Raw genomic sequence first — 12,730 nt, forward strand, 5'->3', positions numbered from 1 at the left:
TCAGATGGTCAGCGGCTGTGCGGGCGCCTCGCCCGGTGCGGGTGTCGGCGTGGGGGCCGGTCGCCGTACCGGCGGCTTGGGCAGTAGCGCGTACAGCAGGCCCGAGACGGCGATCGTCGCGGCCCAGCCCAGGCCGTACTCGCCGATCGGGTTGCCCGTGGCGAGCGGGCCGGTGAACCAGTCGGACCTGGTGAACAGCAGGCCCGTGACCAGCCCCAGCGCCCACGCGGCGACCGCGGCCGGGCTGAAGCCGCCCCGGTACCAGTAGGCGCTGGTGCGCCCGGTGTCGAGCAGCGCCTCGGCGTCGTACGTCGTGCGGCGGAGCATGTCCACGCCGAACACGCCGACCCATGCCGAGAACGCGACCGCCAGCAGTGACAGGAAGGCGATGAAGGACCCCAGGAAGCTGGTCGCGGCCAGCATCAGGACGCCGCCGAGGGCCAGTGAGATCGCCGCGTTGACCGAGACGGCCCAGGGGCGCGAGACCCGGATGCCCAGGGTCTGCGCGGTGAAACCGGCCGAGTACATCGACATGGAGTTGATCAGCAGCATCCCGACCAGCGCCATCAGCAGATACGGCACCGCCAGCCACAGCGGCAGGATCTCGCCCAGGAACGACACCGGATCCGCCGCCGACGCCAGATCCGGCGTGCCCGACGCCATCACCGCGCCCATCAGCACCATGGGCAGGACGACGACCCCGGCGCCGCCGACGGAATTGCGCACGATCGCCGCCGAGGACGCCGTACGCGGCAGATAGCGGGTGAAGTCGGGCGAGGACGGCACCCAGCTGATGCCGCCCGCGGCGATCAGGCCCACGCCGGTGATCATCGCGGCCGTGGAGCCCGCCCCCCGCCCGAAGACCTGGCCCCAGTCCGTCTCCACGACGAGATAGCCCAGGACCAGCACGGAAAAGGCGCCGAAGAGATACGTCGCCCACCTGTTGCATCGCTGCACGGCCTTGATGCCCAGGCCCGAGATCGCGAAGGTGACGACGACGAAGAGCAGCAGCGTGAGGACGACCAGCGCGGTGTTGCGGCGCACGCCGAACAGGATGTCCAGCACCGTGAGCAGCGCGTACGCGCCGGTCACCGCGTTGATCGTCTCCCAGCCCCAGCGCGCCACCCAGATCAGCGAGCCCGGCAGCAGATTCCCGCGCTGCCCGAAGACCGCCCGCGACAGCGTCATCCCGGGCGCCCCGCCCCGCTTGCCCGCGATCCCGGTCAGCCCGACGAGCCCGTACGCCACCACGGGCGCGGCGACGCCCACCACGAGCGCCTGCCAGAAGTTCAGCCCGTACGCCACCGACAGGCTCGCGCCCATGGTCAGCAGCAGGACGCTGATGTTGGCGGCGACCCAGGTGGGGAACAGCTCACGGGTCCGGGCGGTGCGCTCGGTGTCGGGGACGGGCTCGATACCGCGGGTTTCGAGTCCGTGTCCGTGCCCGGAGCGGGGGGCCTCGGCCGTGGTGGTGGCGCCATCGTGCGGGGCGGTGGTGCTCATGAGGCGTCATCGTACGTTAGTCCGACTATGGGGTGAAATCGACCGATGCCCGCCCGGGGAGCCGCCAAGGGGGTTCCGGCGGGGACCCATGGCCGATACTGGTCGGGTTATGGAAACCGTCATCCTTGCTGTAGTCATCGCCGTGGTCGTGCTCGGCGCGCTCGGCGGGCTCATCGTCGGCAGCAGGCGCAAGAAGCCGCTGCCCCCGCCGCCGCCCACGACCCCCGACATCACCGCCCCTCCGGCCGAGCCGCAGGTCGGCGACGAGGCCGAGACACCGCGGGACGAGGCCCGCCGCACGATCGAGGAGGTGGACCTCCCGGCCGGCTCGGCGCCCGTCGAGGAACTGCCACCCGTCGAAGAGCTTCCGGCCGTCGAGATCGAGGTGCCGGAGCCCACCGCGGGCCGTCTCGTGCGCCTGCGCGCCCGGCTCTCCCGCTCCCAGAACGCGCTCGGCAAGGGCCTGCTCGCCCTGCTCTCGCGCGAGCACCTGGACGACGAGACCTGGGAGGAGATCGAGGACACCCTGCTCACCGCGGACGTCGGTGTGCAGCCCACGCAGGAACTGGTCGACCGGCTCCGCGAGCGGGTCAAGGTGCTCGGCACCCGCACGCCCGACGAACTGCGGGCCCTGCTGCGCGAGGAACTGCTGACGCTGGTCGGCGCGGACCTGGACCGGGCGGTGAGGACCGAGCCGGAGACCGGGAAGCCGGGCGTCGTGATGGTGGTCGGGGTGAACGGCACCGGCAAGACCACGACCACCGGCAAGCTCGCCCGGGTCCTGGTGGCCGACGGGCAGAGCGTGGTCCTCGGCGCCGCCGACACCTTCCGGGCCGCCGCCGCCGATCAGCTCCAGACCTGGGGCGAGCGGGTGGGCGCCCACACCGTGCGCGGGCCGGAGGGCGGCGACCCCGCCTCCGTGGCCTTCGACGCGGTCAAAGAGGGCAAGGAGATGGGGGCCGACGTCGTCCTCATCGACACCGCCGGGCGACTGCACACGAAGACCGGCCTCATGGACGAGCTGAGCAAGGTCAAGCGGGTCGTGGAGAAGCAGGCACCGCTGGACGAGGTGCTCCTCGTCCTCGACGCCACGACCGGGCAGAACGGTCTGGTCCAGGCCCGTGTCTTCGCCGAGGTCGTCGACATCACCGGCATCGTCCTCACCAAGCTCGACGGCACCGCCAAGGGCGGCATCGTCGTCGCCGTCCAACGCGAACTCGGCGTCCCGGTCAAGCTGGTCGGCCTCGGCGAGGGCGCGGACGACCTGGCCCCCTTCGAGCCGGAGGCGTTCGTTGACGCCCTTATCGGGGAGTGACGTCGGCGCTACGGGTCGCAGAATCTCGTACGTGGACGCGGAAGCGCCCGTTTCCCCGGAAAGTCGTGGGGGGACGGGCGCTTTTCGGTGTCCTGGGGAGGCGGGCGTTGGTGGGGTCCTGGGCGGCGGTGACGGGCGCCCGGGCTTTCGGTGGCTCGGGGCGGTGATGGCGGGGGCCGGGCTCGTTGGGGTTGGGGCTGCGACGACCGGGCCTTAGGCGCCCGGGGCGGGGGATACGTGGCGGGAGGCGCCGGGGGGTCGTCGGCCTGGTGGGAGGCGCCGGGGCGGGCGGCCCAAGGCGGGCAGCCGCCCGTGTACGCGGACCCGCGCCCGGCGGGTGGTGCGGGCCTGTGGCGGTAGGCGCTGAGGCGGATGGCTCGCGGCGGACGCGGTACCCGCGCTCGACCCGGAGGTCTGTGAGTTGCCGTACACGGGAGGCGCCCACGCGCACGCGGACCTCGGGCAGGCGCGGGGGATCTGAGGCGGGAGGCGCCAGGGCGGGTGGCTTTACGGCGGCGGGAGGCGCCCTGCGCCGGCGGACCTGCGGTGGCGGGCGGTCGGCGCGGGGGAACCCGGGGCGGGGCCGTCGGGTAGGGCGGCCCGAGGTGAGCGCCGCCGCCGCGGCCGGGCGGCCCTGACCGACCCACCGGGGGGAGGCTGACCCACCTCCGGAGGTGGACCCACCCCGGGAGCGGACCCACCCTCGGACACCCGGCCCCACCCCGGACACCGGGCCCCAAAAGACCGGGCCCCCGGGACACCCGGCACCCGGGACACTCCGCCCCGGGACACCCACCCCCCAGCAGCCCTCCAGCAGTCCCCCAGCAGTCCCTCAGCCCCGTGACCGATGGGCCACGTACGCCAACGTCCCCAGGAGGAGTCGGGCCGTCGGGGGCTTGGTCGCGGTGTCGAGTTCGGGGGGGCGCAGCCACTGGACGGGGCCGCGGCCCGCGTGGTCGGAGGGTGGGGCGGTGAGGTGGCTGCCGCGGCCCAGGGCGCGCAGGTCGAGACGGGGGTCGTCCCAGCCCATGCGGTAGAGCAGGGTCGGCAGTTCGGCGGCGGCGCCGGGGGCGACGAAGAAGTGGGCGCGGCCGTCGGGGGTGACGGCGACCGGGCCGAGGGGCAGGCCCATGCGCTCCAGACGGACCACCGCGCGGCGGCCGACCGGCTCCGCCACCTCCAGGACGTCGAACGCCCGGCCGACCGGCAGCAGCACCGCGGCGCCCGGGAACCGCCCCCACGCCTCGGTCACCTCGTCCAGCGTCGCCCCGGCCGGGACCTCGGGCGCGAACTCCAGGGGATGGGCCCCCGGCGCGCGGCAGTCGGAACGGCCGCAGGAGCACACGCCCCCGGCGGCCCGGGCGCCCGGCACCACGGCCCAGCCCCACAGTCCGGTGTACTCGGCGACGGCGGTGCAGTCCGAGTCCCGGCCGCGGCGGCGCGCGCCGGACCGGATGTCGCGAATGCTCCGGCCGGTGCCGATCGTGAAGCCCATGCCTCCTCCAACGCTCCCCACATACCAGGGGTTACGAGACGAACGCGGAACGTGACCACTCATGGTTCCCGCTTCCCGCTGCCGCGCGATCCAGACAGCGGATTGAAGCGCGATGGGTGGTGCGCCCGAGGTCGCGCGCCCTTTTGTGCATCGCTCCCCCCGTTCGCGCCTGTCGAATGTCAAGTGAATCGTCTGCGGGTGACGCTCAGTTCATTCGAAGGGGTGGCGAATGGTGGCGTTTCCGGGGTCGCCATGGCCGGGCGGGTGATCGTAGGATTACTTTGAGTGCACGGTGGCCGCAGGCACATGCACCTCTGGGTATGCCGGAGGCAAGCCGCTCTTTCGTTCGAAGGGTGACAACTGCCGGACGGGCGGCCATGTTGACGGGCAATCTGATAGGGCTTGACGCACCGGGCGGCAGGCGGTCGGAGGAAATGGGGGCGTCCCAGTGGGCGGCAACGGCGCAGGCGGGGCGAACGCCGAGAAGCGTCCCAACGAGCTGCTGAACTCATGGTTCGTACGCAGCGGTTGGTCGAAGGGCGAGCTGGCGCGCCAGGTCAACCGCCGGGCCCGCGAGCTGGGCGCCAACCACATCTCCACCGACACCTCCCGGGTGCGCCGCTGGCTGGACGGCGAGAACCCGCGCGAGCCGATCCCCAGGATCCTGTCCGAGCTGTTCTCCGAGCGGTTCGGCTGTGTCGTCTCCATCGAGGACCTCAGCCTGCGCACCGCCCGGCAGGCCCCCTCCGTCGCGGGCGTCGACCTGCCCTGGACGGCCCCGCAGACCATCGCCCTGCTCGGTGAGTACTCCCGCAGCGACCTGATGCTCGCCCGGCGCGGCTTCCTCGGCACCTCGCTCGCGCTGTCCGCCGGACCCGCCCTCATCGAGCCCATGCAGCGCTGGCTCGTCCCCACCACCCAGCCCACCGCGCCCGCCACCGAGCCGACCGCCGCCGACCGCAGCCGCCACCGGCTCTCCCAGCCCGAGCTGGAGCTGCTGGAGTCCACCACGGTCATGTTCCGCCGCTGGGACGCCCAGTGCGGCGGCGGCCTGCGCCGCAAAGCCGTCGTCGGCCAGCTCCACGAGGTCACCGACCTGCTCCAGGAACCCCAGCCCGACGCCACCACCAAACGCCTGTTCCGGGTCGCCTCCGAACTGGCCGAGCTGGCCGGCTGGATGAGCTACGACGTGGGGCTCCAGCCCACCGCCCAGAAGTACTTCGTGCTCGCCCTGCACGCCGCGAAGGAAGCCGGCGACCGCCCCCTCGGCTCGTACGTCCTGTCCAGCATGAGCCGTCAGATGATCCACCTCGGGCGCCCCGAGGACGCGTTGGAGCTGATCCATCTCGCGCAGTACGGCAGCCGGGACTGCGCGAGCCCGCGCACCCAGTCCATGCTGTATGCGATGGAGGCCCGCGCCTACGCCAACATGGGCCAGCCCGGCAAGTGCAAACGGGCGGTCCGGATGGCCGAGGACACCTTCTCCGACGCCGACGACTGGGACGAGCCGGACCCCGACTGGATCCGCTTCTTCTCCGAGGCCGAACTGCACGGCGAGAACTCCCACTCCTTCCGCGACCTGGCCTATGTCGCCGGCCGCAGCCCGGCCTACGCCTCGCTGGCGGAACCCCTGATGGAGCGCGCCGTCGACCTGTTCTCCCAGGACGACGAGCACCAGCGGTCGTACGCGCTCAATCTCATCGGCATGGCCACCGTCCAGCTGCTGCGCCGAGAGCCCGAGCAGAGCACGGTCTACGCCGAGCGCGCCATGCACGTAGCCAAGAAGGTGCGCTCCGAGCGCGTCAGCACCCGTATCCGCAAGACCGTCGACACCGCCGCCCGTGAGTACGGCGATCTGGCCGAGGTCGTCGATCTCACCGCCAAGCTCGCCGTGGAGCTGCCGGAGGCCGCCGAGGCGGTCTGACCAGCGCGGGCAGCGGCCCGCGCGCCCCCTGCCCCGGCCGCGGCCGGCCCTCCCGAACAGCCCGACTCGGCTCCCCCGCCGCCAGGTCATCGGAAGGCCGCCCGCGGCCGGCTTCGTGTGCCCGTGCAACCGTCCGCCCGCACTCCCGGGGCACTCCCAGGGCCCTTCCGGAGCCCATCCGGGGCCCTTCCAGGGGTATGCGGGAGGCCGCGCCGCCGTATCCACGGCCGTGCCCCGGCGGCGTCCGCGGCGGCCCCCGGGACCACCCCCGCGACCCAGTCCGGAGCGACGTCAAGGACGGCGTCCGCCGAAGGTTGCGCCACGATAACGATCACCCCGGCACGCAGCCGCCAATTCATCGAGGCGTAACACGCGTGGTGCCTTCGTCACCCCCGCGAAACAACCAGGGGCGTCCACCGAAACCGCGCTGCGCCAATCTCTTGGCCCATCGACCGGCCCACCCCCCTTCATCCCGCTCAGGCTTCGCCCGCACGGGGCCGTATCCAACGACGAGGAGACGCCGATGGCATCAGCCATCACGCTCGCGGCGACCGCACCCACGCTGTCGTCCGCCAACACGGGCTTCATGCTCATCTGTTCCGCCCTGGTGATGCTCATGACACCGGGCTTGGCCTTCTTCTACGGAGGCATGGTCCGCGTCAAGAGCACCCTGAACATGCTGATGATGAGCTTCATCAGCCTCGGGATCGTCACCATCCTGTGGGTGCTGTACGGCTTCTCCATGGCCTTCGGCACGGACTCCGGCGGCATCATCGGCTGGTCCTCGGACTATGTGGGTCTCACCGGCGTCGGCATCGGTGACCTGTGGGACGGCTACACCATCCCCATCTACGTCTTCGCCGTCTTCCAGCTCATGTTCGCGATCATCACGCCCGCCCTGATCAGCGGCGCCCTCGCGGACCGGGTCAAGTTCAGCGCCTGGGCGCTGTTCATCACCCTGTGGGCCACGATCGTGTACTTCCCGGTCGCGCACTGGGTGTGGGGCGCGGGCGGCTGGGCCTTCGAACTCGGAGTGATCGACTTCGCGGGCGGTACGGCCGTCCACATCAACGCCGGTGCCGCCGCCCTCGGCGTGATCCTGGTCATCGGCAAGCGCATCGGCTTCAAGAAGGACCCGATGCGCCCGCACAGCCTCCCGCTGGTCATGCTCGGCTCCGGTCTGCTGTGGTTCGGCTGGTTCGGCTTCAACGCCGGCTCCTGGCTCGGCAACGACGACGGCGTCGGCGCGCTGATGTTCATCAACACCCAGATCGCCACCGCCGCCGCCATGCTGGCCTGGCTGATCTACGAGAAGATCCGCCACGGCGCCTTCACCACGCTGGGCGCCGCCTCCGGCGCGGTCGCGGGCCTGGTCGCCATCACCCCGGCCGGTGGCGCGGTCGACCCGCTGGGCGCCATCGCGGTCGGCGCCATCGCCGGTCTGCTGTGCGCCATGGCCGTCGGCCTGAAGTACAAGTTCGGCTACGACGACTCGCTCGACGTCATCGGGGTCCACCTCGTCGGCGGTGTCGCCGGTTCCCTGCTCATCGGGTTCTTCGCCAGCGGCAAGGGCCAGTCCGATGTCGCGGGCCTGTTCTACGGCGGTGGCCTCGACCAGTTCTGGAAGCAGTGCGCCGGTGTCTTCGCGGTCCTGGCCTACTCCCTGGTGGTCTCCGCGATCCTCGCCTTCGTCCTGGACAAGACGATCGGCATGCGGGTGAGCGAGGATGACGAGATCGCGGGCATCGACCAGGCCGAACACGCCGAGACCGCGTACGACTTCAGCGGCGCCGGCGGCGGGTCCGCCCGTACCGCGTCCGTGCCCGCCGCGCCCGCGCAGCCCGCATCCAAGAAGGTGGACGCATGAAGCTCATCACCGCAGTCGTCAAGCCGCACCGGCTGGACGAGATCAAGGAGGCCCTCCAGGCGTTCGGTGTGCACGGTCTGACCGTCACCGAGGCCAGCGGCTACGGCCGTCAGCGCGGCCACACCGAGGTCTACCGCGGCGCCGAGTACACCGTCGACCTGGTGCCCAAGATCAGGATCGAGGTGCTGGCCGAGGACGATGACGCCGAACAGCTCATCGACGTCATCGTCAAGGCCGCCCGTACCGGCAAGATCGGCGACGGGAAGGTCTGGTCGCTCCCCGTCGAGACGGCCGTCCGGGTCCGCACCGGCGAGCGCGGGCCGGACGCGCTCTGACCGGACGAGACGCGCCCCGAACCGGACGGGGCGCGCTCTGACAGAAAGAACAGGAGTCGCCGGGTGACGAGTACGGATGTACGGCAGGAAGCAGAGGACTCGGGACCCGGCGGCTACGCGGCGGCCCGGCTGCACCTCCTCACCGAGGGGGCGCGGTCCGGGCCGCCGCGCCGTTCCGCCCTCTCCGCACTGACCGACGAATGGCTCGCGGGCCTGTTCGGGCCGGCCGCCGGAGCCCTGCGCGGGGTGGCCCTGATCGCCGTCGGCGGCTACGGGCGCGGCGAACTGTCCCCGAGATCCGACCTCGACCTGGTGCTGCTGCACGACGGCGCCGACTCCGGCGCCGTCGCCGCCCTGGCCGACCGGCTCTGGTACCCGGTGTGGGACCTGGGCATCGCCCTCGACCACTCCGTGCGCACCCCGGCGGAGGCCCGAAAGACCGCCACCGAGGACCTCAAGGTCCAGCTCGGCCTGCTGGACGCCCGCCACCTCGCCGGCGACCTGGGCCTGACCGCCGCCCTGCGCACGACCGTCCTCGCCGACTGGCGCAACCAGGCACCCAAGCGGCTGCCCGAACTCCAGGAGCTGTGCGCCGAGCGCGCCGCACGCCAGGGCGAACTGCAATACCTGCTGGAGCCCGACCTCAAGGAGGCCCGCGGCGGACTGCGCGACGCCACCGCCCTGCGGGCCGTCGCCGCGTCCTGGCTGGCCGACGCCCCGCGCGAGGGCCTGGACGACGCCCGGCGCAGGCTGCTCGACGTCCGTGACGCCCTGCACCTGGCCACCGGCCGGGCCACCGACCGGCTCGCCCTCCAGGAGCAGGACCAGGTGGCCGCCGAACTGGGCCTGCTCGACGCCGACACCCTGCTGCGGCAGGTGTACGAGGCGGCCCGGGTCATCTCGTACGCCAGCGATGTGACCTGGCGGGAAGTGGGGCGGGTGCTGCGGTCGCGGGCGGTGCGGCCCCGGCTGCGCGCGCTGCTGGGGGGCGCGAAACCTCTCACCGAGCGCTCCCCGCTCGCCGAAGGGGTCGTGGAGCAGGACGGCGAGGTGGTCCTCGCGCGCGCCGCACGCCCCGAGCGCGACCCCGTACTCCCGCTGCGCGCCGCAGCCGCCGCCGCCCAGGCCGGTCTCCCGCTCTCCCTGCACGCCGTACGGCGCATGGCGGGCACCGCGCGCCCCCTGCCCACGCCCTGGCCCGCCGAGGCCCGTGAGCAGCTCGTCACCCTGCTCGGCTCCGGCCGGCCCACCGTCGACGTGTGGGAAGCCCTGGAGGCCGAGGGACTGATCACCCGGCTGCTGCCCGACTGGGAGCGGGTGCGCTGCCGCCCGCAGCGCAACGCCGTGCACATCTGGACCGTCGACCGGCATCTCATCGAGACCGCCGTGCGCGCCTCCGAGTTCGCCCGCCGGGTCAGCCGCCCCGACCTGCTGCTGGTCGCCGCCCTGCTCCACGACATCGGCAAGGGCTGGCCCGGCGACCACTCGGTGGCCGGCGAGATCATCGCCAAGGACGTCGCCGCCCGCATCGGCTTCGACCGCGAGGACGTCACCGTACTGGCCACCCTCGTACGGCATCATCTGCTGCTCATCGACACCGCGACCCGGCGTGACCTGGAGGACCCGGCCACCGTGCGGGGCGTCGCCGAGGCCGTCGGCTCGCACGGCACGCTGGAGCTGCTGCACGCGCTCACCGAGGCCGACGCCCTCGCCACCGGCCCGGCCGCCTGGTCGTCCTGGCGCGGGTCACTGGTCGCCGACCTGGTCAAACGGGTCGCCGCGGTGCTCGCCGGGGATGTGCCCGAGGACCCGGAGGCCGCCGCGCCGACGGCCGAACAGGAACGGCTCGCGATCGAATCGCTGGCCACCGGCGGGCCCGTCCTCACCCTGCGCGCCCAGACCGAGCCGCCGACCGAGGAAGGGCTGTCCGAGGACCCGGAGCCGCTGGGCGTGGAACTGGTGATCGCCGTCCCCGAACAGCCCGGCGTGCTGCCCGCCGTCGCCGGGGTCCTCGCCATGCACCGGCTGACCGTCCGCGCGGCGGAACTGCGCACCCTGGACCTGCCGGACGGCGTCGAGGGCTCCGTGCTGCTGCTGAACTGGCGGGTCGCCGCCCAGTTCGGCTCGCTGCCGCAGGCCGCCCGGCTCCGCGCCGACCTGGTCCGCGCCCTGGACGGCTCGCTGGACATCGCGGGCCGCCTGGCCGAGCGGGACGCCGCCTATCCGAGGCGCCGGGGGGTGATCGCGCCCCCGGCGCGTGTGACGGTCGCCCCCACCGCGTCCCGGCACGCCACGGTGATCGAGGTCCGCTCCCAGGACGCCCCCGGCCTGCTGTTCCGGATCGGCTCGGCGCTGGAGAAGGCGGGCCTGAGGGTGCGCAGCGCGCATGTCTCGACCCTGGGTTCGAACGCCGTGGACGCCTTCTATGTGACATCCGGTGCCGGGGTGCCGCTGCCGGGGCCGGAGGCGACATCGGTGGCGAGGGCACTGGAGGAGACCTTGCGGGCATGACGCCGGGTCGGGACGACCGTGCCGCCTTCTCGCCCTCCCGGGATACTCTGGAGGGCGATTCCCCCGCCAGCCCCCGACCGCGAGGACCGACGCCGCCGTGTTCGATACGCTCTCCGATCGCCTCTCAGCCACTTTCAAGTCCCTCAGGGGCAAGGGGCGCCTGAGCGAGGCGGATATCGACGCCACGGCCCGCGAGATCCGCATCGCGCTGCTGGAAGCCGATGTCGCCCTCCCTGTCGTCCGCACGTTCGTCAAGAACATCAAGGAGCGGGCGCTCGGCTCCGAGGTCTCCAAGGCGCTCAACCCCGGCCAGCAGGTCCTCAAGATCGTCAATGAGGAACTGGTCACGATCCTCGGCGGCGAGACCCGTCGGCTCCGCTTCGCCAAGCAGCCGCCGACCGTCATCATGCTGGCCGGTCTCCAGGGCGCCGGTAAGACCACGCTGGCGGGCAAGCTCGGCAAGTGGCTCAAGGAGCAGGGGCACTCGCCGCTGCTGGTCGCCTGTGACCTCCAGCGGCCCAACGCCGTCAACCAGCTCAGCGTCGTCGCCGAGCGCGCGGGCGTCGCCGTGTACGCGCCCGAGCCGGGCAACGGCGTCGGCGACCCGGTGAAGGTCGCCAAGGACTCCATCGACTACGCCAAGAGCCGGGTCCACGACCTCGTGATCGTGGACACCGCCGGCCGGCTCGGCATCGACCAGGAGATGATGCAGCAGGCCGCGGACATCCGCGACGCCGTCTCCCCGGACGAGATCCTGTTCGTCGTCGACGCCATGATCGGCCAGGACGCCGTCAACACCGCCGAGTCGTTCCGCGACGGCGTCGGCTTCGACGGCGTGGTGCTCTCCAAGCTCGACGGTGACGCCCGCGGTGGCGCGGCGCTGTCGATCCGGCAGATCACCGGCAAGCCGATCATGTTCGCGTCCAACGGCGAGAAGCTCGACGACTTCGACGCCTTCCACCCGGACCGGATGGCCTCCCGCATCCTCGACATGGGTGACCTGCTCACCCTGATCGAGCAGGCGGAGAAGACGTTCGACCAGGCCGAAGCCCAGAAGATGGCCGAGAAACTGGCCTCCAAGAAGGGCCAGGACTTCACCCTCGATGACTTCCTGGCCCAGATGGAGCAGGTCAGGAAGATGGGCTCCATCTCCAAGCTGCTCGGCATGCTGCCCGGCATGGGCCAGATCAAGGACCAGATCAACAACCTGGACGAGCGGGACGTCGACCGCACCGCCGCCATCATCAAGTCGATGACCCCGGGCGAGCGCCAGGAACCGACGATCATCAACGGCTCGCGCCGGGCGCGGATCGCCAAGGGTTCCGGCGTCGAGGTCAGCGCCGTGAAGAACCTGGTGGAGCGGTTCTTCGAGGCCCGCAAGATGATGAGCCGCATGGCCCAGGGCGGCGGGATGCCCGGGATGCCGGGAGTGCCGGGCATGGGTGGCGGTCCGGGCCGCGCCAAGAAGAAGCAGAAGCAGGCCAAGGGCAAGCAGCGCTCCGGCAACCCGATGAAGCGCAAGCAGCAGGAGCAGGAGGCCGCCGCCCGCCGCGAGGCCGCCGCCCAGGCCGGGGGCGCCTTCGGACTGCCGGGCCAGCAGGCGGCGGGGCAGGACTTCGAGCTGCCGGACGAGTTCAAGAAGTTCATGGGCTGACGGGCCTGCGGTCCCGGTCGTTTCGCGGTCGTCCGCGTCCGCGTCCGCGTCCGCGTCCGCGTCCGCGTCTGCTGTCGGCGCCCGTCGCCGACGGCGGTGGCCCACGCCTGTTGCACGCCCGCTGTG

The 12,730-nt window shown here is 72.3% G+C and carries 8 protein-coding genes; 6 read left to right on the forward strand and 2 right to left on the reverse strand.

Annotated features, from left to right (window positions below; genetic code table 11):
• Positions 1 to 1,503: a cytosine permease gene (locus tag ACFXAZ_RS31455; protein ID WP_384598060.1), complete on the reverse strand. Its 1,503-nt coding sequence runs from the start codon at positions 1,501 to 1,503 to the stop codon at positions 1 to 3.
• Positions 1,504 to 1,612: 109 nt separating this feature from the next.
• Here ACFXAZ_RS31455 and ftsY point away from each other — a divergent pair, with 109 nt between their 5' ends.
• Positions 1,613 to 2,818, forward strand: a complete 1,206-nt coding sequence (ftsY, locus tag ACFXAZ_RS31460) for a signal recognition particle-docking protein FtsY (protein WP_384598062.1) — start codon at positions 1,613 to 1,615, stop codon at positions 2,816 to 2,818.
• A gap of 832 nt (positions 2,819 to 3,650) precedes the next feature.
• Here the strand turns inward: ftsY and ACFXAZ_RS31465 are convergent.
• The gene (locus tag ACFXAZ_RS31465; RefSeq protein ID WP_384598064.1) at positions 3,651 to 4,313 is read right to left on the reverse strand and encodes a bifunctional DNA primase/polymerase; all 663 of its coding nucleotides are present in this window, start codon (positions 4,311 to 4,313) and stop codon (positions 3,651 to 3,653) included.
• Between the two features lie 448 nt (positions 4,314 to 4,761).
• Here ACFXAZ_RS31465 and ACFXAZ_RS31470 point away from each other — a divergent pair, with 448 nt between their 5' ends.
• The 5 genes from ACFXAZ_RS31470 to ffh all read left to right on the forward strand — a co-directional run bounded on the left by ACFXAZ_RS31470 (position 4,762) and on the right by ffh (position 12,604).
• Positions 4,762 to 6,237, forward strand: coding sequence for a hypothetical protein (locus ACFXAZ_RS31470; protein ID WP_384598066.1), 1,476 nt, complete (start codon positions 4,762 to 4,764; stop codon positions 6,235 to 6,237).
• A 523-nt stretch (positions 6,238 to 6,760) separates the two neighbouring features.
• Entirely contained in the window at positions 6,761 to 8,104 is a 1,344-nt protein-coding gene (locus tag ACFXAZ_RS31475) for an ammonium transporter (protein ID WP_384598068.1), read from the forward strand.
• Complete coding sequence (locus ACFXAZ_RS31480; RefSeq protein WP_003997576.1) at positions 8,101 to 8,439, forward strand: P-II family nitrogen regulator; 339 nt, start codon at positions 8,101 to 8,103, stop codon at positions 8,437 to 8,439. Before ACFXAZ_RS31475 ends, ACFXAZ_RS31480 begins: the two co-directional genes overlap by 4 nt.
• A gap of 63 nt (positions 8,440 to 8,502) precedes the next feature.
• Positions 8,503 to 10,950, forward strand: a complete 2,448-nt coding sequence (locus ACFXAZ_RS31485) for a [protein-PII] uridylyltransferase (protein WP_384598070.1) — start codon at positions 8,503 to 8,505, stop codon at positions 10,948 to 10,950.
• A 97-nt stretch (positions 10,951 to 11,047) separates the two neighbouring features.
• Positions 11,048 to 12,604, forward strand: coding sequence for a signal recognition particle protein (gene ffh, locus ACFXAZ_RS31490; RefSeq protein ID WP_382685177.1), 1,557 nt, complete (start codon positions 11,048 to 11,050; stop codon positions 12,602 to 12,604).
• The last annotated feature ends 126 nt before the right edge of the window (positions 12,605 to 12,730 follow it).

The organism is Streptomyces sp. NPDC059477 (assembly GCF_042749375.1).
Taxonomy (GTDB): domain Bacteria; phylum Actinomycetota; class Actinomycetes; order Streptomycetales; family Streptomycetaceae; genus Streptomyces.

Coding starts and splice junctions, on each gene's coding strand:
- ACFXAZ_RS31455 (WP_384598060.1), bottom strand. CDS start 1,503: ATGAGCACCACCGCCCCGCACGATGGCGCCACCACCACGGCCGAGGCC.
- ACFXAZ_RS31480 (WP_003997576.1), top strand. CDS start 8,101: ATGAAGCTCATCACCGCAGTCGTCAAGCCGCACCGGCTGGACGAGATC.
- ACFXAZ_RS31475 (WP_384598068.1), top strand. CDS start 6,761: ATGGCATCAGCCATCACGCTCGCGGCGACCGCACCCACGCTGTCGTCC.
- ACFXAZ_RS31465 (WP_384598064.1), bottom strand. CDS start 4,313: ATGGGCTTCACGATCGGCACCGGCCGGAGCATTCGCGACATCCGGTCC.
- ftsY (WP_384598062.1), top strand. CDS start 1,613: ATGGAAACCGTCATCCTTGCTGTAGTCATCGCCGTGGTCGTGCTCGGC.